At 67.1% G+C, this 20,588-nt stretch carries 25 protein-coding genes; 11 read left to right on the forward strand and 14 right to left on the reverse strand.

The window, feature by feature from the left end:
- Positions 1 to 86 precede the first annotated feature (86 nt).
- Positions 87 to 1,673, reverse strand: coding sequence for a PAS-domain containing protein (locus WDN01_19200; protein ID MEJ0028160.1), 1,587 nt, complete (start codon positions 1,671 to 1,673; stop codon positions 87 to 89).
- 228 nt (positions 1,674 to 1,901) lie between these two features.
- Here WDN01_19200 and WDN01_19205 point away from each other — a divergent pair, with 228 nt between their 5' ends.
- From WDN01_19205 to WDN01_19225, 5 genes are all read left to right on the forward strand, one after another.
- Positions 1,902 to 3,629, forward strand: coding sequence for a PAS domain-containing sensor histidine kinase (locus WDN01_19205; protein MEJ0028161.1), 1,728 nt, complete (start codon positions 1,902 to 1,904; stop codon positions 3,627 to 3,629).
- A gap of 69 nt (positions 3,630 to 3,698) precedes the next feature.
- A complete protein-coding gene (locus WDN01_19210) occupies positions 3,699 to 4,244 on the forward strand; it encodes a PAS domain-containing protein (protein ID MEJ0028162.1) in 546 nt (181 codons plus the stop codon).
- A gap of 27 nt (positions 4,245 to 4,271) precedes the next feature.
- Complete coding sequence (locus tag WDN01_19215) at positions 4,272 to 4,607, forward strand: DUF1491 family protein (GenBank protein MEJ0028163.1); 336 nt, start codon at positions 4,272 to 4,274, stop codon at positions 4,605 to 4,607.
- Between the two features lie 3 nt (positions 4,608 to 4,610).
- Entirely contained in the window at positions 4,611 to 5,069 is a 459-nt protein-coding gene (locus WDN01_19220) for a GNAT family N-acetyltransferase (protein ID MEJ0028164.1), read from the forward strand.
- Positions 5,070 to 5,121: 52 nt separating this feature from the next.
- Positions 5,122 to 5,751, forward strand: coding sequence for a TMEM175 family protein (locus WDN01_19225; protein ID MEJ0028165.1), 630 nt, complete (start codon positions 5,122 to 5,124; stop codon positions 5,749 to 5,751).
- Positions 5,752 to 5,758: 7 nt separating this feature from the next.
- Here WDN01_19225 and WDN01_19230 read toward each other — a convergent pair whose 3' ends face one another.
- Both WDN01_19230 and WDN01_19235 read right to left on the reverse strand, forming a co-directional pair.
- Positions 5,759 to 6,289, reverse strand: a complete 531-nt coding sequence (locus WDN01_19230; GenBank protein ID MEJ0028166.1) for a hypothetical protein — start codon at positions 6,287 to 6,289, stop codon at positions 5,759 to 5,761.
- Between the two features lie 77 nt (positions 6,290 to 6,366).
- On the reverse strand, positions 6,367 to 6,978 hold the full coding sequence (locus WDN01_19235) for a hypothetical protein (GenBank protein ID MEJ0028167.1): 612 nt from the start codon (positions 6,976 to 6,978) through the stop codon (positions 6,367 to 6,369).
- 129 nt (positions 6,979 to 7,107) lie between these two features.
- On the opposite strand from WDN01_19235, the gene WDN01_19240 reads away from it, so the two are divergent.
- The 3 genes from WDN01_19240 to WDN01_19250 all read left to right on the forward strand — a co-directional run bounded on the left by WDN01_19240 (position 7,108) and on the right by WDN01_19250 (position 10,879).
- On the forward strand, positions 7,108 to 8,676 hold the full coding sequence (locus WDN01_19240; protein ID MEJ0028168.1) for a peptide chain release factor 3: 1,569 nt from the start codon (positions 7,108 to 7,110) through the stop codon (positions 8,674 to 8,676).
- 110 nt (positions 8,677 to 8,786) lie between these two features.
- The gene (locus WDN01_19245) at positions 8,787 to 9,200 is read left to right on the forward strand and encodes a hypothetical protein (protein ID MEJ0028169.1); all 414 of its coding nucleotides are present in this window, start codon (positions 8,787 to 8,789) and stop codon (positions 9,198 to 9,200) included.
- Positions 9,201 to 9,211: 11 nt separating this feature from the next.
- Positions 9,212 to 10,879: a hypothetical protein gene (locus WDN01_19250; protein ID MEJ0028170.1), complete on the forward strand. Its 1,668-nt coding sequence runs from the start codon at positions 9,212 to 9,214 to the stop codon at positions 10,877 to 10,879.
- A 34-nt stretch (positions 10,880 to 10,913) separates the two neighbouring features.
- Here the strand turns inward: WDN01_19250 and WDN01_19255 are convergent, their stop codons facing one another.
- The 5 genes from WDN01_19255 to WDN01_19275 all read right to left on the reverse strand — a co-directional run bounded on the left by WDN01_19255 (position 10,914) and on the right by WDN01_19275 (position 14,827).
- Entirely contained in the window at positions 10,914 to 11,831 is a 918-nt protein-coding gene (locus WDN01_19255) for an alpha/beta hydrolase (protein ID MEJ0028171.1), read from the reverse strand.
- Positions 11,832 to 11,911: 80 nt separating this feature from the next.
- Positions 11,912 to 12,574: a hypothetical protein gene (locus WDN01_19260; GenBank protein MEJ0028172.1), complete on the reverse strand. Its 663-nt coding sequence runs from the start codon at positions 12,572 to 12,574 to the stop codon at positions 11,912 to 11,914.
- A gap of 65 nt (positions 12,575 to 12,639) precedes the next feature.
- A complete protein-coding gene (locus WDN01_19265; protein MEJ0028173.1) occupies positions 12,640 to 13,209 on the reverse strand; it encodes a hypothetical protein in 570 nt (189 codons plus the stop codon).
- On the reverse strand, positions 13,209 to 14,378 hold the full coding sequence (locus WDN01_19270) for a hypothetical protein (GenBank protein MEJ0028174.1): 1,170 nt from the start codon (positions 14,376 to 14,378) through the stop codon (positions 13,209 to 13,211). The genes WDN01_19265 and WDN01_19270 overlap by 1 nt, the downstream gene beginning before the upstream one ends.
- A gap of 77 nt (positions 14,379 to 14,455) precedes the next feature.
- Entirely contained in the window at positions 14,456 to 14,827 is a 372-nt protein-coding gene (locus WDN01_19275) for a VOC family protein (GenBank protein MEJ0028175.1), read from the reverse strand.
- A gap of 169 nt (positions 14,828 to 14,996) precedes the next feature.
- On the opposite strand from WDN01_19275, the gene WDN01_19280 reads away from it, so the two are divergent.
- Complete coding sequence (locus tag WDN01_19280) at positions 14,997 to 16,103, forward strand: aromatic ring-hydroxylating dioxygenase subunit alpha (GenBank protein MEJ0028176.1); 1,107 nt, start codon at positions 14,997 to 14,999, stop codon at positions 16,101 to 16,103.
- Between the two features lie 11 nt (positions 16,104 to 16,114).
- On the opposite strand, the gene WDN01_19285 is transcribed toward WDN01_19280, so the two are convergent.
- From WDN01_19285 to WDN01_19310, 6 genes are all read right to left on the reverse strand, one after another.
- The gene (locus WDN01_19285; protein ID MEJ0028177.1) at positions 16,115 to 16,513 is read right to left on the reverse strand and encodes a hypothetical protein; all 399 of its coding nucleotides are present in this window, start codon (positions 16,511 to 16,513) and stop codon (positions 16,115 to 16,117) included.
- A gap of 54 nt (positions 16,514 to 16,567) precedes the next feature.
- A complete protein-coding gene (locus tag WDN01_19290) occupies positions 16,568 to 16,963 on the reverse strand; it encodes a type II toxin-antitoxin system VapC family toxin (GenBank protein MEJ0028178.1) in 396 nt (131 codons plus the stop codon).
- Positions 16,960 to 17,202, reverse strand: coding sequence for an AbrB/MazE/SpoVT family DNA-binding domain-containing protein (locus WDN01_19295; GenBank protein MEJ0028179.1), 243 nt, complete (start codon positions 17,200 to 17,202; stop codon positions 16,960 to 16,962). Before WDN01_19295 ends, WDN01_19290 begins: the two co-directional genes overlap by 4 nt.
- 64 nt (positions 17,203 to 17,266) lie before the next feature.
- Entirely contained in the window at positions 17,267 to 17,770 is a 504-nt protein-coding gene (locus tag WDN01_19300; protein MEJ0028180.1) for a DUF934 domain-containing protein, read from the reverse strand.
- Entirely contained in the window at positions 17,751 to 19,412 is a 1,662-nt protein-coding gene (locus WDN01_19305; GenBank protein MEJ0028181.1) for a nitrite/sulfite reductase, read from the reverse strand. The genes WDN01_19300 and WDN01_19305 overlap by 20 nt, the downstream gene beginning before the upstream one ends.
- Complete coding sequence (locus WDN01_19310) at positions 19,405 to 19,713, reverse strand: DUF2849 domain-containing protein (GenBank protein MEJ0028182.1); 309 nt, start codon at positions 19,711 to 19,713, stop codon at positions 19,405 to 19,407. Before WDN01_19310 ends, WDN01_19305 begins: the two co-directional genes overlap by 8 nt.
- 154 nt (positions 19,714 to 19,867) lie before the next feature.
- Here WDN01_19310 and WDN01_19315 point away from each other — a divergent pair, with 154 nt between their 5' ends.
- A complete protein-coding gene (locus tag WDN01_19315; GenBank protein MEJ0028183.1) occupies positions 19,868 to 20,113 on the forward strand; it encodes a hypothetical protein in 246 nt (81 codons plus the stop codon).
- Positions 20,114 to 20,119: 6 nt separating this feature from the next.
- Entirely contained in the window at positions 20,120 to 20,515 is a 396-nt protein-coding gene (locus tag WDN01_19320; protein MEJ0028184.1) for a type II toxin-antitoxin system VapC family toxin, read from the forward strand.
- Positions 20,516 to 20,588 lie beyond the last annotated feature (73 nt).

Here is a 20,588-nt window from a genome sequence, read left to right on the forward strand (position 1 = left end):
GCGCTTGCCGGCGACGGCGATGCCGGCGGGCGTCATGCCGCAAGGACGTCCGGTCGGCGTGCAGCTCATCGGGCCGTGCGGCGGCGTTATCCCGCCGCCGGCAGATCGATCGTCGCGGTGAAGCCCAGGCCGGGAGCGCTCTCGACGGCGAGAAGGCCGCCATGCAGTTCGGCGAAGGCCTTCACCAGCGTCAGGCCCAGCCCCGCGCCGGCCGCATGATCGGTCGTGGCGCGCCCGACCTGCTCGAAGGGCTCAAGGATGCGGGCGAGGTCTTCCGCCGCGACGCCCGGGCCGTTGTCGCGGACGCTCAGGCAGACGCGCCCGCCTTCCGCCCGCGCGGCCAGCGCGATGTGTCCGCCCTCCGGGGTGAAGGCGATGGCGTTGTCGAGGAGATGGCCGATCATCTGGCCGAAGGCGTTCTCGTCCGCCTCGACGATCAGCCCGACCGGGCAGGCGTCGGCGTCGATCACCAGGCCCTTGGCCGCGGCGCGCTCGGCGGCCGCGTCCTTGGCGATCCACATCGCGCCGCCGGCATCGATGCGCACCTTCTGGGTCTCGAACCGTCCGGCGGCGACCTTGGTGAGGTCGAGGATATGGTTGATGAGCTTGAGCAGGTTGTGGCCGCCGGCATGGATGAGGCCGGCATATTCGCGCACCTGGGCGGTGTCGAAGCGCTCCGCCATCTGGCCCAGGAGGTCGGAGAAGCCGATGATCGCGTTGAGCGGCGTCTTGAGCTCGTGGCTCATGGTGCGCAGCAGCGTCTTCTTCGTCGTGTCGGCGGAGGCCGCGGCGGCGTCGAGACGCCTGGTCAGGTCGGCGAGATAGGTCGCCTGCTCGCGCGAGGTGGCGAGCTCCGCCCTTGTCTGCGCCAGGGCCTTCTCGACGCGGCGCTCGTCGGTGACGTCGGTCAGCACGACGACATGTCCGTCGCGGGTCTTGCGGTCGCGCACCAGATAGGCGGCGCCGTCCGTCATCTCCAGCGTCATCGCGCCGGACGCGGCGCGGTGCAGGTCGAGGCGGCGGCGCAGCCAGGCCTCGCCGTCGCCGTCGACGCGCACCCGGCCGTTTCCCACCGCCTCGCGCAGGATATCGCCGAAGGCCGCGCCGCGCATCGTCTCGACGCCGCAGCCGTGCAGCGCGGCATATTCCTTGTTGCACACGACCAGCCGCTCGCTCCGGTCGTAGAAGGCGAAGGCGTCGGCCGAGAGGGCGATCGCGTCCTCCAGCCGCCCGAAGACCTGGCGCGCGAAGGTCACGTCGCTCCACAGCGCGATCCAGCCGCCGGCAGGGGCGCGCCGCGACTTGATCTCGACGATGCGGCCGTCGGCGAGTTCCAGGTCGAAGGGCTTGAAGTCGCCGCTGGTGAGCTGGGCGCGCCGCCGCGCCACGAAATCCTCCACGCCGCGGCCGAGCGCCTCGGGCGCGATCTCGCCGCCCGCAGCCTCCAGCCGCACGATGTCGCCATAGCTTTGGCCCAGGAGCAGGGCGCGGGCGGGCAGGCCGCGGAACAGATAGTCGAAATGCTGGTTGGCGTAGGTCAGCCGCTCGTCGCAGTCGTACAGCGTGATCGCGATGCGCAGGCAGTCGAGCGCCGGTACCAGGCCCGCCGCCATGGCCGCTTCGACCGCGTCGTCCTCCGGCGCGCGCACCTTCTGTGCCGTCGCAGTTGCCACCCGGTCCCTCCTTCGACAGGGGCGGGATTGTTGGCCCAAGGCGTTGCCGTTTGGTTGCGCGATACCGGACTCCGCCCGAATCGCGTCATCATCCCTAATAAGCGGTGAATATGTCCCGCCACAGGTGTTGCCGATTAACGAACGAAGTTCCCGGGCGTTCAAGGTTCGTTAAGTTTGCGGACCCATCCTCGTGGCCCGGGTGGTGGTCCTTGAGTCGGCGAAGTCCTAATGGCGGTTAACGACGAAATCGCAAGCTATGCGGGCGACAGCCGCGCGCTGCGCCGCCTCTTCGTCTCGGTGCAGGCGTCGAAGGCGGTGGTCGGGGCGGTGCTGGGCCTGGCCTTCGTGTCCTTCATCGGCCGCCCCGACGCGGCGGAAGCCATCGCCATCGCCGGGCTGATGGCGCCGGCGATCCTGGCGCTTCTCGCCTTCACATCCGTTCCCCTCGCGCTGCTGGAACAGGCGGCGCTCGCCATCTTCGCGGTCCTGATCGGCTATCTCGCGGCGCTGACCGGCGGGGTGCTGTCGCCGCTGGTCGTGTGGTTCGCCCTGGTGCCGGCGGAAGCGGCCCTGGCGGGCGGGCGGCCCGCCGTGCTGCGCGCCGCGGCCGCGGCCTCGGTCGCGCTCATCATCGTCGCCGCCATCGGGGCGCTGGGCGCGCTGCCGGTGTCGCGCCTGCCGGTGCCGCTGTGGGAACTCTACGCGGTGTCGGTGCTCGCCGCGGTGGTCCAGGCGGCGCTCGTCGCCGCGGCGGCGCAGGACCGCCAGCGCGCCGCCGACGAGGCCGCGGCGGAGGGCGCCGCGATGTACCGCTTCCTCGCCGACAACGCGATGGACCTGATCACGCGCCATTCCTCCGACGGGCGGGTGCGCTTCGCGAGCCCCGCGGCGCAGACGATCCTCGACATGCCGCCGGAGAACCTGATCGGCGCGGCGCCGGCCAGCCTGGTGCATCCCGACGATCTGAAGCGCATGCAGGCCGCCTTCATGGAGTCGGCGTATTACGCGCGGCCCGCGACCGCGGAAGTGCGGATGAAGCGGCGCGACGGCTCTTATGTGTGGGCGGAGATCCGCTGCCGCCCGGCGCCGCCCGCCCATGGCGAGGCGTCCGACATCGTCGCCGTCACCCGCGACATCACCGAGCGCAAGGCGCAGGAGCGCGAGCTGATCGCGGCCCGCGACGCGGCGGAATCGGCCAGCCGCGCCAAGTCGAGCTTCCTCGCCAATATGAGCCACGAGCTGCGCACGCCCTTGAACGCCATCCTCGGCTTCTCCGAAGTGATGACGCATGAGATGTTCGGCCCGGTCGGCAGCGCCAAATATCTCGAATATTCGCGCCTCATCCACGAATCGGGCGGCCATCTGCTGGAGCTGATCAATTCGGTGCTCGACATGTCCAAGATCGAGGCTGGCAAGCTCGATCTCTACGAAGAGGTGTTCGACCTCACCGGCACGGCCGAATCCGCCGTGCGCTTCGTCAAGCTCCAGGCGGAGCGGGCGGGCGTCGCGCTGCGGCTCTCCGTCGGTCCCGGCGCCGGCACGATCTTCGCCGACAAGCGCGCCGTGAAGCAGATGCTGATCAACCTTCTGACCAACGGCATCAAATACACCCCGCGCGGCGGCGATGTGCGGCTGAAGGCGCAGCGCGACGAACGCGGCATCGTCATCGAGGTCGCCGATTCCGGCGTCGGCATCTCGGCCAAGGACCTGCAGCGCCTGGGCCAGCCCTTCGAGCAGGTCGAGGGCGAGCATGTGCGCGCCAAGGAAGGCACGGGTCTCGGCCTCGCGCTGGTCAAGGCGCTGAGCGCGCTGCATGGCGGCGAGGCGCGGATCGAATCGGTGCTGGGCGAGGGGACCACGGTGATCATCCGCCTGCCCTTCGCCTCGGTCGACGAGAGCGGCCAGGCGCTGCGCCCGCGCGAAGCCAAGATCATCCCCTTCAAGGGCGCGGCCTGAGCCCGCCTAAGTAGATTTCCCTAAGAGGAGATTTACCGGTCGTTCACCGGATGGGACGAGGTTTGCGGTATGCCGCCCAACCTCATGCAGCCGAACCGCCAGCCGCCCTGGGACGCATTCAATGCCCGCGCCGGGCGCGAGGGATGGACGGTCGTCTGCGATGCGTCGCTCGCCTTCGACTGCGCGCGCCTCAAGGAGCTGCTCGAGATCTGGCGCCGGGTGAAGGGGCCGCGGCACCTGCCGACGCGCGCGGATTTCACCGCCCGCGCCCTGGTCCGCCATCTCAAGGACATCGTCTTCATCGAGCGCTTGCAGGAGCCCGACCGGTCTCGGCGCTACCGCTTCCGCATGGTCGGCCGCGACCAGGTCCGCAGCGGCAGCGACGTCACCGGAAAATATCTCGACGAGGTCATCCTGCCGCCCTTCCTCGCGAGCTGGTACGACGCCTACGACATGGCGCTCGACATCGCCGCCCCGCTGCGTTTCGTTTCGCATCTCCGATCGCTCGGCCTCGACCATATGACCGCCGAAACCCTGATCACGCCGCTCGGCGACGCGGCGGGCGCGCCCTGGGGCCTTCTGACCTCCACGGCCTTCGAGCCGCGCACGGCATAGGGCGCGCAAATCGTCTATAGTCGGCGCATGACCGCCCCCCGCCTGAAAGCCGGCATCTTCGTCCGCGCCGTCATCCGCCGCGCCGAGGTCGAGGGTGCGCAGGCCTATGTCGCCAAGAAGGGGATCGAAGAGTCGGGCGCGGTGTTCCTCAAGATCAACCGGCTCGACGGCCATGTGCTGGTGCTGTCCCAGGCGCGGCGCGGCGACGGCGAACTGGTCTGGGCCCGCCCGCTCGGCGACTGGTCCGACGAGGAGAAGGCGCGCGCCTATCTCGACAAGCAGATGAAATTCGATCCGGACCTCTGGATCGTGGAGATCGAGGACCGCCAGGGCCGCGCTTTCGTCGACGATCCGGTCGTCTAGGCCGTGGAGGTCGTCGAAATCCGGCACGGCAAGGGCGCGTTGTGCGCCGAGATCCTCGCCGCGCTGCCGGAGTGGTTCGGCCTGGCGGAGGCCAATGCCGCCTATGCGCGCGACGTGGAGACGATGGCGATGTTCGCCGCGGTCGCGGGCGGCGAGACGCTCGGCTTCGCCGCGCTGAAGCGGCACACGCCCCACGCCATGGAGATTCATGTGATGGGGGTGAGCCCCGCGCATCACCGCCAGGGCGCCGGCCGTGCGCTGATCGACGCCGCGCTGCGTCATGCACGCGAACAGGGCGCGCGTTTCCTTACCGTGAAGACGCTGTCGGACCGCCATCCCGATCGCGCCTATGCCGGGACCCGCGCCTTCTACGAAGCCGTCGGATTCCTCGCCGTCGAGGAACTTCCGACGCTGTGGGGGCCGGACAATCCCGCGCTGATGCTGATCCGGCCGCTGGCCTGAAGGACCGCCGGCGATCTTGCCGACGCGGCGCGGGCTTGCTAAGCGCGAGGCCGTGACCACGCTGTACAACCGCATCGCCGGCCGCAACCGGGAGCGCCTCGCGGCGCTCTCCGACGGCGTCTTCGCCTTCGCGATGACGGTCCTGGTGCTCGACATCCGCCCGCCGCCGCTGGAGGACATCCACAGCGAGGCCGACCTGGTGCGCGCCCTGATCCATCTCGGCCCGCGCTTCGTGACCTTCCTGATGAGCTTTATGACCCTTGGCATCTTCTGGCTCGGCCAGCAGACCCAGCACGACGCGCTGGCGCATGCCGACCGCTCCTATGCCTGGCTGCATATCGGCTTCCTGATGGCGGTGTGCGTGCTGCCGTTCTCCACCGCGCTGTTGTCCGAATACATCGAATTCCGCGCGGCGCTGCTGGTCTACTGGTTCAACATCCTGCTGCTCGGCGTGTTCCTCCTGGCGGGCTGGTACCGCGCCAAATGGTTCGGCCTCGTCCGTCCCGACGCGCCGCCCGATGTCGACCGGGCCTTCGTGCGGCGTGTGCTGATCGCGCAGGCGCTCTATGCCGCCGGCGCGGCGCTGTGCGTGTTCTCGACCTGGTGGAGCATCGCGGTGATCTTCGCCGTCCAGCTCAACTACGTCATCGCCCCGCGCGTCTGGCCGTTCAACCGGATGTAGCCGCCGTTCAGTGCAGCGCCGCCTTGAAGCTGCCGGCGATGTCGGCCTTCTGCCCCGGCACGCAGAAATGGATCTTGCCCGCCAGCGTGTTGCCCGTCTTCTGCCCGAGTTCGACGCGGATCGCGGCGTTCTCCTGCGTGAAGCTGGTGTCGACATCGGCGGCCTCGAGCTCGAGCCCCCAGCCCTGCACTTCGGGCGTGCCCGGCGCGGCGGCGGGCTGGGCTCCGATGTCGCCGGTCGGCAGCACGCGGAAGACGCGGCCGGCCGGCGTCTTGCCGAGCGGCACCAGCATCGTCACGGTCATCTCGTTGAAGATGCCGTCGGTCATGATCGACAGCGTGTATTTGTCGAACTTGGCGTCGTCGATCTCCATGCCGTCCCGGGTGACGTCGATGCGGGTCTCCTTCGGCACGAAGGGCTTGCCGGCGACGGTGCCTAAGACCGGCGTGTCGGGGATCGCGCCCGTGCTGCAATCGGCCGCCGCGGCGGGCGCGGCGATGAGGGCACTGAGCACCAGGGCACGGGCGAACATCGTCATCGCGGTCTCCAAATCGGATCGCGCCAGCTTACGCCTTCCCGGGGGGAATATCCTCTCCGGCCGTTCCGCGAACGCGCCTAATTCGAAGACGGCGCTGCGGGGCTCCAGGCGTCGGCGCGCGCCTGCGCCTGCGCCCATGTCGCCGCGGTCAGGACGGCGTCCAGCCGCGCCTGCAGGTCCGCCGAGATGCCCGGCAGGCCGAGCGCGAAGCGCGCACCGTTCGCGCGATAGATCAGCGCCCATTTGCCGGCTTCGACGGGATCGGGCGCGACGCCGTTGCCGTCGAGATACAGCACCGCCAGGCTGAGCTGCGCCTTGGGGAGGTTTTGGCTCGCGGCTTTGAGGATGAAGGCGGCGCCTTCCTGCTTCAGGCTCGCAGCGCGCTGCGCATCCGGATCCGCCTTGCCGGTATCGAGCAGGCACAGGCCGAGATTGTACTGGGCAAGTTCGTGGCCGTCGCCGCCCGCCGCCAATTGGCGAAGGATCGGGATGGCCTCGTTGCATTTTCCGGCCAGCCGCAGATCCTCGGCTCTGCCCTCGGGATCGGGCGGGAGGCCGGCGGGGCGCGACAGCGTGCTGCCGTCCGGATCGATCACCTGGTCGGCCGGGCCGCCCTGCGCCTGGGCGGCGCCCGGAACGGCAAGGCAAGCCAGGATCGACAAGACCGCAAGCGCTGTTTTCCGTTTCATCCCGCATCGTCCCGTCGCCGCCGTTTCTTTCTAATTGGACGGCGGCGCGCCCGTCCACCCCGGCGAATATCGGCCGCGGCCGGCGGCGGAGATGACAGGGCTTTGCGATCCTGCTACGCCCCCGCCGTCATGAGTACGCCCGCCTCCCAAGCCGCCCGGCGCCGGACTTTCGCGATCATCTCGCACCCGGACGCCGGCAAGACGACGCTGACCGAGCATCTTCTGCTGCTCGGCGGCGCGATCCATGCCGCCGGCCGCGTCAAGGCGCGCGGCGAGGCGCGCCGGGCGAAATCGGACTGGATGAAGATCGAGCAGGAGCGCGGCATCTCGGTGACCAGCGCGGTCATGACCTTCGAGTTCGAGGATGCGGTGTTCAACCTGCTCGACACGCCGGGCCATGAGGATTTCTCGGAAGACACCTACCGCACGCTGACCGCCGCCGATTCCGCGGTGATGGTGATCGACGCGGCGAAGGGCATCGAGACCCAGACCCGCAAGCTGTTCGAAGTCTGCCGGCTGCGCGACATCCCGATCATGACCTTCGTCAACAAGATGGACCGCGAGGCGCGCGATCCGCTCGAGCTGCTGGACGAGATCGCCGACCAGCTCCAGCTCGAATGCGCCCCGATGGTGTGGCCGGTCGGCATGGGGCTGAACTTCCGCGGCACCGTCGATCTCTATACGGAGGAATTCTCCCCCTTCGGCGGCGGCGCAAAGCTCGGCGGCAACGCGGTGGCCGCGCTGCTGAGCGCCGAAGAGAAGGACAAGCTCGACGAGGACGTCGAGCTCGTCCGCGCCGGCATGCCGCGCTTCGACCACGGCACCTATCGCGAGGGCCACCAGACGCCGGTCTATTTCGGCTCGGCGCTGAAGAATTTCGGCGTGCGCGACCTGCTCTCGGCGCTGGCCCGGAACGCGCCGCCGCCCGGCCCGGCGCCGACCCGCGGGCGCACGGTCGAGCCGTCCGACGGCGAAGTCACCGGCTTCGTGTTCAAGGTCCAGGCCAATATGGATCCCAACCACCGCGACCGCGTCGCCTTCCTGCGCCTCGCGTCGGGAAAATTCCGCCGCGGCATGAAGCTCACGCAATCGGGCACGCATAAGAGCATCGGCGTGCACAATCCGATCCTGTTCTTCGCCCAGGAGCGCGAGACGGTGGACGAGGCCTGGCCGGGCGACATCATCGGCATCCCGAATCACGGCGTGCTGCGCGTCGGCGACACGCTGTCGGAGACCGGCGAGGTCGTGTTCACCGGCATCCCGAACTTCGCGCCCGAGATCCTGCGCCGCGTGCGGCTCGGCGATCCGATGAAGCAGAAGCACCTGACGCGCGCGCTCGAAAGCCTCGCGGAGGAGGGCGTCACGCAGGTGTTCAAGCCGCAGATCGGCTCGGCCTGGATCGTCGGCGTGGTGGGGCCGTTGCAGCTCGATGTCCTCAAGTCGCGGCTCAACGCCGAATACGGCCTGGACGCCGACCTGGAGCCGGCGCCTTACGAGACCGCGCGCTGGCTTTCCGGCAGCGACGCCGAGCTGGAGAAATTCCAGGCGTCGAACCGCGGCGGCATGGCGGCGGACCGCGACGGCGCGCCGGTTTTCCTGGCGAAGAGCGCGTGGGAAGTGGGCTATGTGGCGGACAAATTCCCGAACATAAAATTCGCCAAGACCCGCGAACGGCACGACGTGAACGCGGAAAAGTAGTTTTTGCAAAATAATGACTGACGCGTGACGCTCGTCACGGCGTCATGGCCACGCCCTTCTGTTGAATGCTCTTGCCGGCGGTTTCCGCAGGCATCGCTATGGGGGCGACCATGCTGTTCAAGGCCGACAAGGACAAGATTCTGATCATCGCGGCGACGCTGAAGCCGAACGCGATGGGTGCACGGGGCTGGTACACGCTGAACCGTTACGCGGCCGCGGGGCGGAGCGCGATCGGAAATTCCGGCGCTACCGGCAGCGAGCACTACGCTTTCACCTTCTCGCCGACCGACATCGCCGGCTGGGACAAGGCCACGCAACTGGAATTCGACGTGCTCGCGACCTTCCTGGGTGCCACCAGCGCGGATTTCCTGATCGATGTGCTGCAGATCGATCCAGCCACTGGCGCGCACGTCCCGTGCGGCAATCTCGACGCCGTTCCGGCCGGAAAGCCGCCGAACTACCGCTTCACGGTCGATACGCCCGATATGCTGCTGCCTTCGGGCACGTTTGCGGTCGTCTTCTGAGGAGCGGGCCGGTGAAACGTCTCCTGATCGTCTGCGGTCTTTCGGCCGCCGCGTTTCTCGCTTGCCTTCCGCCGTCCGCGAGCAAAGCCGCCGGACGTGCTCACGGCTCGGCCGATGACAACGCGGCCGCACCGGCCGGCGCGGCGCCCCTATCTGACGATCAGAAGGCATCCGACGCGACAATTACTCTGTTCAAATCCGATGCGCAGAACAAAGACATTTTTGCATTCGACTACGGTGTGCCGGTTTCGCCGGCGCTCGCACTGATCGGCACGAACGAAACGCTGTCCGGTTCCGCGGCGCTCAAGCCCTACACGCTTCAGGCGCCCGCGGCGGACGGCGGCGCAAAGGGTGCCCAGTCCTTCGCCGCCGACATAGCGCCGGCCTGGTTCCTGCTCGGCAGCGACGTCAATAACTATGACAACTATATCGGCACCGGGAATGGCGGCTACGACGGCGCCTATGGCCTGCGTCTCGCGAACCGCACGCGGTTCGGCACGTCGCTTTATCTTGGCGACAAGGGCGGCGGCGATCCTTCTAAGGCCAAAGACTCCCGCCTCGCGCTCGGTCTGAGCATCGCCGTCCTGGATCAGAGCGATCCGCTCGCCGCCATCTACGTGCCCGACAAAGGACCGAACAAGGGGCGGATCGAGCCAGTATGGGCGGAATGCGCCGACACCGTCTATGCGACCCTCTATCCGGACTACGACGCGAAGTATCTGGCCGCCATCAAGGACGAGACCGACGAGCAGCATTCGCTGCGGACGTACCGGGGGTCGTTCGATGGCCTTGCCGCGGAAGCGCATATCGATCCGGCCGGGGTCACCCAGGCGAATATCGATGCCGCAGCGCCGGACGTCGACGGTTGTCTCGACGATGTTTGCAACAAGTTTCCCGAACTGGCTCAAAGGCTTCACGACGCATTGCATGCCGACAGCAGACCGGCCGACAAGGCGATTGCCGTGCACGCCGTCTTCGAGGAGATCAACCTCGCGATTACCGACAGGGCGGGCGATGCCGCCAAGAAAATCGCGAACAGTCTCAACGTCACCAAGGCCTTCGACGTCTGTATCGCCAAGGCGAACGCCTATGCCCGCTTCGGCAGCAAACTCGATCTTGGCGGCGGCGTCGTATGGGACGGCGAGCCGGGCACGGCAAACGGTTTTTCCAAGACCAGCGGCGCGGTCTGGATCGCGGGACGCTATCCGCTCAACTTTCCCGAAGATCCGACCGCCGACATCGATCTTCTCAGCTACTGGATGATCGGCGGCACGGTGCGGGCGGGTCTGAACGAAACGGTGGCGACGGGAAACGCCGGGACGCCGAAATTTGACGCGAATACGGTCGATGCCTGGGTCGGACTCGAAAGCTATTCCGCGGATCTCAAATTCGCGGCGCTTGCCGGCTATAAGGACACGATGGCTGTGCATGCAGCCGATGCTGCGTTCGCGAGTTCCGGCTTCCGCTGGCAAATTTCCGGCGCGATCCGGTTGTCGCGCGTGCTGAGCGGCCTGGTCGGCCGATTCGGTCCGGACGGCAATGCCGCCACAACCGGCGCTTGGCTCAACGTGTCCTACGGCTCGGCCAATGGGACGGTAAAGACACTCGACGACAAGGCGATCCTCGTCACGCTGTCTTTCTCGCCTGGCCGGGACAATCTCTTGGGCGAAGGCGGCTGAGGAACGACTCGGCGCATCCGACCCGAATACCGCGCTATTTCTCCAGGAACGCCGTCACCATCGCAACCGTCGCGTCCGGGTTCTCTTCCATGATCCAGTGGCCGGAGTTCGGAACGATCCCGCCCGTGACGTCGCTCGCGGCCGCGCGCAGGATGTCCGCCTCCTGCGCGCCCATCGACTTCTCGGCGCCGAGCGCCAGCACCGGCATCGCAAGCTTGCCGCCGGCCGCCAGCAGGGCCTTGTCGTCGATCGCGTCCTGCGAAAACGCGGCGAACTGCTCGAACGCGTCGTGCATGGCATGGGGGCGGGCGTAGAGCGCCGCATAGTGCCGGCGCGTCGCTTCGTCGATGCGGCGCGGATCGGCCGACAATTCGTTGTAGAACCTGTCGAGATAGATGCGCTCGCGCCCCTTGACCAGCCGCTCCATGTCGGGCCCGCGGAAATTGAAATGCCAGAGGAGCGGGCTCTTGAGGATTTCCTCCCAGGGACCGATGCCGGGGATCGGCGCGTCGATCACCACCCATTTCGCGATCCGGGCGGGAAACTGCGCCGCCAGCGCGTAGCCGACCATGTTGCCGATGTCATGGGTGACGAGATCGGCGCGTGCGATCTTCAGCGCATCCATCACGCCGGCGATGTCAAGCGCCTGGTTCTTCTTGGTGTAGCCGGTGTCCGGATGCGCCGAGAGCCCCATGCCGCGCAGATCGGGCACGATCACGGTGTGATCCCGGGCGAGCCTGACGGCCAGCGGTTCCCACATATCGCCGGTGTCGGCGAAGCCGTGCAGCAGCACGACCGCCGGGCCGTGGCCGCCGACGCGGACATAAAGGCTGATGCCGTTGGTCGCGATTGTGCGGGCCTGGAAGCTCTTGGGGTAGGGCAGGACCTTGGCGGAGGCGGGAGCGGCGAGCATCAGCGCCCCGAACAGGGCGGCGGCAAGGCGGCGCGACATGGCGAATCTCCGAAGGAAGGACCTCCAGTGTCGCGCACTGCCGCGCGCGGCGATACCCACGGGGCCGGGCGATATTTTCCTTAAGCCGCCCGCTCGACCTGGGCGGAGCCTTCGCCGCGGGCGCGCCAGAACGCGACGAGCTGGCGGGCGCCGTTCTGCGGCACGCCGTCGAACACGCCCAGCATGGCGAAGTTCTCATGCACCGAGCGCGCCGGCCCCGCCAGCAGCGCCATGGCGGAGAAGGTGGCGCGGCTGACGCCGGTGGCGCGCGCCAGCGCGGCCAGCGCGCGCGCCGACGGATCGCCGAGCATCGCGGCGGCGACGGGAAGGGGAAGGCCGGCGACCTGTGCAAGCTCGGCCGCGAAGTCCCGCGCCGTCCGCGCCGCGTGAAGCAGGGCCTCGGCGTCGACCGGGGCGCATTCGATCGGGCCTTCGGCGTCGTTGCGCATCAGGATCGCGTCCTTCATCGGCGCCGGCGCGAACAGGAAGAATTCGTTGAGCAGCGACAGCGGGAAGTCGCCGCGGTCGCGGAAACGGGCCGCCAGCACGGCGCGGCCGGGCCCCGTCATCTCGCGCACGATCTTCTCCAGGAGCGCGACGAAGGTTGCGCGCATCCCTTCGGGGTACTGCGCCGGCCAGTCGAGCAGGAGGTCCGCGACCTCGTCGGCCAGATGGGCGCGCTCGCCCGCGCCTTGCGCGGCGAGTTCGAGAAGGTGGCTCAATCGCTCTTTCGGTGTCGGCATCATGGGTATCCCGAGAAGGACCCTAGCCGAAACACGTTAACGCTCTGTTGGCCTTGTAATGCCAGCTATTTCAGGGGTTTGACGGTCGAGGCGATCCGGTTGAGCAGGCCGACCACCGCCGCGTGGTCGAAGGCCGGCGGGGCGTTCGCACCCTGTCCCTGACCGTAAACCAGGATGTAATGCGCCGCGATGCAGGGCTGGCGCACCCCGATCAGCACGATGTGCTCGATGGTGTAGAGGTCGCCCGCCTTGGCCACGGTGCGCACCGCGTCCGGCCTGTCGACCGGCCGTTCGGTGAAATAGTCGGGCGGCGGATCGACCAGGAAGGCCCGCGCCTCGCAGCGGTCGGCCGGCCGCGCGGTCTCGATCGCGAGCACGAGCTGGGGGCTCTCCAGATTGGTTCCCGGCGCGAGATCGACGGTCGGCTTCAGCGCCACGCCGTCGCGATAATCGTCGGTGTCGCCCTGGAAGAAGCCATAGCCCTTGTCCTTGAAGCCGGGATCCACGGTCCAGCCGTCGGGATAGTCGATGGAAAAGCCGCGCTTGGCGTCGGTATAGGTGTGCCAGGCCGGCTCGGCTGCGGCGCCGGTCGCGAGGACGATGCTCAGCGCTATGCCGATGGCAAGGCGGTTCACTAATTCCCCACGATCGCCCAGGTGTCGGGGAAGAAGCCGTTGAAGGTCGTGCGCACCGCCACCGAATAGGCGCCCATATAGTCGAACACGATGAAATCGCCCGGCCCGACATTGGCCGGCAGCATGATCGGCCGGGGCAGTACGTCCAGCGTATCGCAGGTCGGGCCATAGACCCGGAACGGCAGCGTCGCGCCGGGCAGCGGCAGGGCGCGGCCCTTGCCGTCCAGGGTGAACACCCGCACCGGATAATCCGCGTTCCAGCCCGGCAGGGTCAGCTCGTCGAACGAGCCATAGACGCCGTCGTTGATATAAAGTCGGTCGCCCTTGCGCAGGATCACCTGGGTGATCAGCGACAGGCCCTCTGCGATCAGGGCGCGGCCGGGCTCGCAGATCAGCGGCACTTTGGGATTGGGCAGAGTCTCGAGCGCTTCCTTGATGGTGTCGAAATACCAGTGATAGGGCGGCACGTCGTCGCCCTGATAGGGCCCCGGAAAGCCGCCGCCGATGTCGAGCGCCGCGATCTCCACGCCGGCGATCTGCGCCGTGCGCCGCGCCATCTCGATCGCCTGGGCATAGGAGAAGGGCGAGAGGCACTGCGAGCCGACATGGAAGGTGATGCAGGGCGCGGCGCCGGATTCCTCCACGCGCTTGAGCAGCCGGGCGGCCTCGGCCGGGGGCACGCCGAACTTGCTCGACAGTTCCAGCACCGCGCCGCCGAGCGGCGTCGCGATGCGCACGAAGATGCGCAGCTTCCTGGGCGCCTTGGTCTCGGCCAGGAGCTTGTCGAGCTCGTAGTCGCAATCGACCACATAGTCGGTCACGCCGAACTGCTCGAACGCCTTCTTGGCGGCGCCGACCTGGCGCACCGGCGACATGAAATGGCAATGCGCCTCGGGAAAGCGGGTCTTGACGATCTCGATCTCCGGAACCGAGGCGGTGTCGAAATGGCGGATGCCCGCCGCCCACACCTGGTCGAGCACATGCGGCGCCGGATTGGCCTTGATCGCATAAAGCGGATCGCCCGGAAACGCGTCGAGGAAGCGCTTCGCCGCCGCGGCGAATTTCTCCGGAAAGATGCAATAGACCGGCTCGCCCGGCTTCATCGTGGCGATGGCCTTTTCGATCGTGCCGAAGCGGGGAAGCGTGTCGATGCGTGCGGGTGCGTTCACGGCCGGCACCTCATTTCCGTTGCGCGGCCTCTTTGGGGCAAAGGGGGGTGGGGGTCAAGAAATATAGTGTGACAGGTCTATTCGACCTTTGCCTCCAGCTTGTGGCCGTCGGGATCGATGACGAAGGCGGCGTAATAGTCGGCGCCGTAATGGGGGCGCAGGCCCGGCGCGCCGGCATCGGTTCCGCCCGCCGCGAGCGCCGCCGCATGGAATGCGTCGACGGCATCGCGATCGGGTGCCGCGAAGCAGAGATGGAACCCGGCGCCCGGCGCCCGCGCCGCGGCGCCGCGCGCGAACAGCGCCAGCCGGTCCTCGCCGCCCGCCGCGCCGAACCCGCTGCCGCGCGGGTTGCGCCACACGCAGACGAATCCAAGCGGTGACAACACCGCCTCGTAGAACGCCGTGGCGCGGGCAAGATCGTTAACGCCGAGAGAAAGATGGCTGAGCATTCTTGAACGGCCTCCCATCGGCGCGCGGTTCGTGGCCCAACCGCCGTCCGATGAGCTTTGTGTCGGAATTCGACATAGGGCGGGCATCGAGATGCGATTTGGCATTGCGCCGAAATCAGCCTAGCTTGACCGAAGCGCCGAGGGGATGGCGCTCCAGAGGTTCCTTGCAATGACGATTGCGCCGAACGCCTTTTCTCGCGGCCTCGATCTGCGCCGCGTCGGCGCCCATCCCGATTATTGGTATCCGCTCGCCTGGAGCGGCGAGGTCAAGGCCGGCAGGACGCTGGCGCGGCGCTTCGCGGGCGAGCCCATCGTGCTGTTTCGCGGCGCGAGCGGCACGGTGTCCGCGCTGGAAGACCGCTGCGCCCACCGCCAGGTCCCGCTGTCGCTCGGCGTCGTGCAGGGCGACACGCTGAAATGCGGCTATCACGGCTGGGCCTATAGCTGCGCCGGCAACTGCATCGACGTGCCCTATCTCGGCCGCGACCGGCTGCCCAACGGCGTGCGCGCCTATCCCACGCGCGAGGTCGACGGCCTGATCTTCGTCTTTCCCGGCGATCCGGCGCTGGCGGAGGACCGCGCCCCGGCCGCGCTCGGCTCGAAGGCCGACGCCGGCTACAAGACGCGCCAGCTCAACCGCGAGGTCGCCTGTCACTACAGCTTCATGCACGAGAACCTGTTCGACATGAACCATCAGTTCCTGCACAGGAGCCTGATGGGCACGATCAAGGCGACGTGCCTGGGCCGCCGCCAAGGCGACGATTGGTGCGAGGTCGACTACACATTCACGCGCACCGCCGGGCGCCAGTCGCTGGGCGAGGCGGCGATCCTCAACGTTATGCGCAGCGAGGATGAGGGCGTGAACGCCGATCTGATGACCATCCGCACCGGCTATCCGTATCAGAGCCTGAAAGTGTGGGTGAACGGCGGCGAGCCGGTGCTCGACGTCTGGCTCGGCTACACCCCGCTCGACCAGCAGCAGCGCACCAACCGGACCTTCGGTTATCTCTCGGTGAAGAAGCCGAAGCTTCCCGGCCTCATCCATGCGGCATGGCCGTTCATCACCTGGTTCACCGAAGGCATCTTCGCGCAGGACAAGCACATCGTGGAGCAGGAGCAGAAGGCGCACGACGCCCAGGGCGGCGACTGGAACAACGAGGTGTTCCCGCCGGTCAAGGACCTGCGCGCGGTTCTGGCGCGCTGCGGCGTGCCGATGGACGGCGCGGAGGCGGCGCCGTCCGCCGAGCGGCTGCCCAGCATCGCGGCGGCGGAATAGGCGCCGCGGCGCTAGCGCCGTGTATCGAACATTGGCCTCATGAGGTCGGCCGTCCAGGCGCCGATCCAGCTTCCGGCGACGGGAAACATCCATCGCATGTCGTCGAAGCCGCCGCGCAGCGGCGCGGCGACCGCCATGAAGAGAAGCAGAACGACCGGCGTCAATATCAAGCCGTAAGCCAAGGGCTTCGGCCATTCGACGTCGTCGGCGTTCTGCGCCGCGACGGATCGCGGCCGCAGAAGCAAAAAAATGAATGTGAGGACGCCGGCCAGGGATGGCGCCATCACGACCCAGGCGAGAAAGCCGTTCGTCGTCATGAAGCGCCAGGCTTCGTATGCGTCGCAGGCGTACAGGACGACGGTCGCGATCAAGGCGCCGCCAAGGACGTGTCTGTGACGGATGCTGTCCATTGTCCGTATGCCGTTTTGGTTCTCACGCCTCTATTATGCGCCGTCGACAGGTGCTCAAGGCGAAACAAGCGTCACGGTGGGGAAGTAGGTCTCTATGAAACCCCGGTCTCGGGTGAGCACCGCCGCGCCCGAGACGAAGGCATGGGCACCGATGAAAAAGTCGGGCAGCACGCCCGTCTTCGTGCCCCGCCGCCGGTATTGCCGAAAGGCATGTCCGGCCAGAAAGAGCGCCAATTTCGGCGTTTGCGCGCGCGCAACACGCAATGTCGCCAGCGCCTCGTCGAGCTTCGCCATCTCTCGATAGCCCGACGCGAGTTCGGCGTAGACGACATCGTCGATGAACAGTTCGTCTCCGCCGGCCGATTCTTCCAAAGCGGCCATGGACCAGAACCGCCAAGCCGAGTGGGTTCCCACCACATCGAGAATGACGTTGGTGTCGACGAGGATCAATCTTCTCCCCGCAACATGTCCATGTATGCGTCGACCGACATGCCGAGATCCAGCGTGCCGATGACGCTTTCGATGCGCTTGCGATAGTCGCTCTTGGTCGCCTTGCCCACCGGCTTGATCAGAACACCTCCGTCCCGATATTCGACCGTCACCTTGGTCCCGGCTTTCACGCCGGATGCATCGCGCACCCGCTTGGGGATCGTCACTTGGCCTTTGCTCGTAACATTCGTGGTGGCCATCGCGGTATTACCGGGGAGTTTCACGGTAATACTTATCACACGGGGCGGTGCGCTGCAAAGGCGCCTACTTTCCTGCTCGCAGCTCGCGGATCGTCTTCTTCCCGTCGGCCGAGGGCTGGTAGACGTTTGTCATCTCGGTCAGCGCGCGGTTGAAGTCGTCCGCGGTCAGCGGATGCGTCGGGTCGAAGCCGTCGAAGCCGACGCGCACCAGATAGGCGATCTGGTCGTAGATATAGTCGCCCACCGCGCGCACCTCGCCCGTATAGCCCAGCCGCGTGCGCAGCATCCGCGCCCAGGAGAAGCCGCGCCCGTCGGCGAATTTGGGAAATTCGATGGCGACGACCGACAGCCGCCCCAGGTCGGGGCCGAGGCCTTCCGGCGTCTCGTCGGATTTCAGCCGGACGCCGATCGGCGCGTTGCGCGCCAGCAGCGTCTCGCGGTCCTTGATGAAGCGCGCCAGCGAGACGATGGCGCCGCCGTCTTGCGGCAGTGCCGCGTCGTCGGATACGGACACGAAGCCGTCCTCGGCCGCCGCGGCGCGGCCGCCCTCAACCCGTATGAACGCCATGCGCCCCGGTCCCGTAAGCGACGGTCTTGAACGGCTCCATGCCGATGCGGCGATAGGTGTCGAGGAAGCGCTCGTCGCCTTGCCGCTCCTTCAGATAGAGGTCGACCACGCGCTCCACCGCGTCGGCGATCTCGTGCTCGCCGAAGCCGGGCCCCATGATGTCGCCGATGGCGGCATCTTCCGCGCCGGAGCCGCCGAGCTGGAGCTGGTAGAACTCCACGCCCTTCTTGTCGACGCCAAGAATGCCGATATGGCCGGCGTGATGATGGCCGCAGGCGTTGATGCAGCCGCTGATCTTGATCTTCAGCTCGCCGATATCCTGCTGGCGGGCGAGACCGGCAAACCGCCGCGACAGGTCCTGCGCGATCGGGATCGAGCGCGCATTGGCGAGGTCGCAATAGTCGAGCCCCGGGCAGGCGATGATGTCGGTGATCAGCCCGGCATTCGGCGTGGCGAGATCGAGTTCCTTCAGCCGGGCATGGATCGCCGGCAGGTCCTTCTTGCGGACGTGCGGCAGCACGAGGTTCTGCTCATGGCTGACGCGGATTTCCTCGATGCCATAGGCGTCCATCAGATCGGCCAGCGCGTCGAGCTGCGCGTCGGTCGCGTCGCCCGGCACGCCGCCGATGGGCTTCAGGGAGACCGTCGCGATGGCATAGCCCGGCGCGCGATGCGGATGGGTGTTGGTCTTTGTCCAGTCCGCGAAATCGGCGTCGCCCGCCGGAATCGTGTCCGGCAGCGTCTCGAATTTCGGCGGTGCGAAGTATGCGTCGATGCGGTCGAGTTCCTCGCGCGGCACCTGCAGCGTGCCGGCCCGGCTGATCTCCTCGAATTCGCGCATCACCTGGCGGTGCATCTCTTCGGGCCCGAGTGCATTGGCCAGGATCTTCACCCGCGCCTTGTACTTGTTGTCGCGCCGGCCGGACTGGTTGTAGACGCGCATCACGCTTTCGAGGAAGGCGAGGATGTCTTCCTTCGCCACGAACTCGCCGATGACGAAGCCGACATAGGGCGTGCGCCCCATGCCGCCGCCGACCAGCACGCGATAGCCTGTCTCGCCCGCCGCGTTCTTCACGATCTCGACCGCCATGTCGTGGAATTTCAGCGCCGCGCGGTCGTGCGGCGAACCGCTCACGGCGATCTTGAATTTGCGCGGCAGGAAGACGAATTCGGGATGCAGGCTCGACCATTGCCGGACGATTTCGGCCAGCGGGCGCGGATCCTCGATCTCGTCGGCGGCGGCGCCGGCGAAATGATCGGCGGTGACGTTGCGGATGCAATTGCCCGACGTCTGGATCGCATGCATCTCGACCGTCGCGAGGTCGGCCAGGATGTCGGGCACGTCGACCAGCTTCGGCCAGTTGAACTGGATGTTCTGCCGCGTGGTGAAATGGCCATAGCCCTTGTCGTATTTGCGCGCGATATGCGCCAGCATGCGCATCTGCCGCGCGTTCAGCGTGCCGTACGGCACCGCGATGCGCAGCATATAGGCGTGCAGTTGCAGGTAGAGCCCGTTCATCAGCCGGAGCGGCTTGAACTCGTCCTCGGTCAGTTCGCCGGAGAGGCGGCGCGCCACCTGGCCGCGGAACTGCGCCACGCGCTCGGCGACGAATTTCGCGTCGAACTCGTCATACCTATACATGCGTCGCCTGCTTGCCGAGGTCGTGGCGCACCGTCGGCCCGGCGGCGCGGATGACCTCGCGCTCCTTGACGGGGGTGACGCCGCCGCCGTTCCGCTTCACCTCGAACAGATAGGGCGCCACCACCACGTTCCCGGTCACATATTTCTGTGCCGCCGCCAGGGCCGCGTCGGCGTCCTTCGGGTCGGCGAACACGTCGCCTTCGACCAGCGTCAGCACCCAGTCGCCGCCTTTCCAATACAGAACGTCGCCGTCGACCAGACGGTTCGCGGTCAGCATCTGCGGATTCTGAACCTTTGACATGGCGGCTAGATCACATGCCGAGCCGCAAACTTCAATGCTTCACAGGGAGTTTGTGTGAATTTGAAAAAATAACATATTCTTTCGTGTGAATTTTGTGCAGCCGCAGTATATACGTGTATATACATGCAGCGTCCCCTGTGCTAGAATATTGTTCGTGGAGCAAATCGCCATGCGCAGCAAAGTCTTCCGATCCGGCAACAGTAACGCCGTTCGCCTGCCCGCCGAAATCGCCTATCCGGTCAACACGGAGGTGGAGATCACGCGCCACGGCGATACCGTCACGATCCGTCCGGCCGCGGGAAGCCTCCGGGAACTGGTCGCCATCCTGAACGGGATGCCGAAGCCGGACACGATCGAACCGCTCGAGCGCACGGACGTCCCCGAACGCGAATGGGACTGACCGCCTTTGCTCTATCTGCTCGATTCCAACACGGTCATATATGCGCGTGACGGATCGGGGCCTGTGCTCGCGAAGTTCGCCCAGTTCGACGGTTCGATCTCGATGTCGGCCATCGTCCTCGCCGAATTGCAACGCGGCTTCTTCAAAGCCGGATCGCAAGCCGACCTGCGAAAGGCGAGACTCGAAGAACTTGTCGCGCGCATTCCGGTCGTCGCGTTCGATGCGGACGCGGCACGCCGCTACGGGCGCATCATCGCCGATGTTGGCTGGGCGCGCGGGAAGGACTTCGATCGCATGATCGCCGCACACGCGCTCAGCTTGGGCGCCACGCTGGTGACGAACAACCAAGCCGACTTCTCCGACATACCCGGCCTTGTCCTGGAAAACTGGACCGTTCCCTAGCCGATTGCGCCGCCTGCCGCCTGCTGGCACGCTCGGCCCGGGATGGGCGAAGACACGGAATCCGATCGGCGGA

Source organism: Rhizomicrobium sp., assembly GCA_037200985.1.
In the GTDB taxonomy this organism is placed as follows: domain Bacteria; phylum Pseudomonadota; class Alphaproteobacteria; order Micropepsales; family Micropepsaceae; genus Rhizomicrobium.

Coding starts and splice junctions, on each gene's coding strand:
- WDN01_19205 (MEJ0028161.1), top strand. CDS start 1,902: ATGGCGGTTAACGACGAAATCGCAAGCTATGCGGGCGACAGCCGCGCG.
- WDN01_19210 (MEJ0028162.1), top strand. CDS start 3,699: ATGCCGCCCAACCTCATGCAGCCGAACCGCCAGCCGCCCTGGGACGCA.
- WDN01_19215 (MEJ0028163.1), top strand. CDS start 4,272: ATGACCGCCCCCCGCCTGAAAGCCGGCATCTTCGTCCGCGCCGTCATC.
- WDN01_19230 (MEJ0028166.1), bottom strand. CDS start 6,289: ATGACGATGTTCGCCCGTGCCCTGGTGCTCAGTGCCCTCATCGCCGCG.
- WDN01_19235 (MEJ0028167.1), bottom strand. CDS start 6,978: ATGAAACGGAAAACAGCGCTTGCGGTCTTGTCGATCCTGGCTTGCCTT.
- WDN01_19240 (MEJ0028168.1), top strand. CDS start 7,108: ATGAGTACGCCCGCCTCCCAAGCCGCCCGGCGCCGGACTTTCGCGATC.
- WDN01_19245 (MEJ0028169.1), top strand. CDS start 8,787: ATGCTGTTCAAGGCCGACAAGGACAAGATTCTGATCATCGCGGCGACG.
- WDN01_19255 (MEJ0028171.1), bottom strand. CDS start 11,831: ATGTCGCGCCGCCTTGCCGCCGCCCTGTTCGGGGCGCTGATGCTCGCC.
- WDN01_19260 (MEJ0028172.1), bottom strand. CDS start 12,574: ATGCCGACACCGAAAGAGCGATTGAGCCACCTTCTCGAACTCGCCGCG.
- WDN01_19275 (MEJ0028175.1), bottom strand. CDS start 14,827: ATGCTCAGCCATCTTTCTCTCGGCGTTAACGATCTTGCCCGCGCCACG.
- WDN01_19280 (MEJ0028176.1), top strand. CDS start 14,997: ATGACGATTGCGCCGAACGCCTTTTCTCGCGGCCTCGATCTGCGCCGC.
- WDN01_19285 (MEJ0028177.1), bottom strand. CDS start 16,513: ATGGACAGCATCCGTCACAGACACGTCCTTGGCGGCGCCTTGATCGCG.
- WDN01_19295 (MEJ0028179.1), bottom strand. CDS start 17,202: ATGGCCACCACGAATGTTACGAGCAAAGGCCAAGTGACGATCCCCAAG.
- WDN01_19300 (MEJ0028180.1), bottom strand. CDS start 17,770: ATGGCGTTCATACGGGTTGAGGGCGGCCGCGCCGCGGCGGCCGAGGAC.
- WDN01_19305 (MEJ0028181.1), bottom strand. CDS start 19,412: ATGTATAGGTATGACGAGTTCGACGCGAAATTCGTCGCCGAGCGCGTG.
- WDN01_19310 (MEJ0028182.1), bottom strand. CDS start 19,713: ATGTCAAAGGTTCAGAATCCGCAGATGCTGACCGCGAACCGTCTGGTC.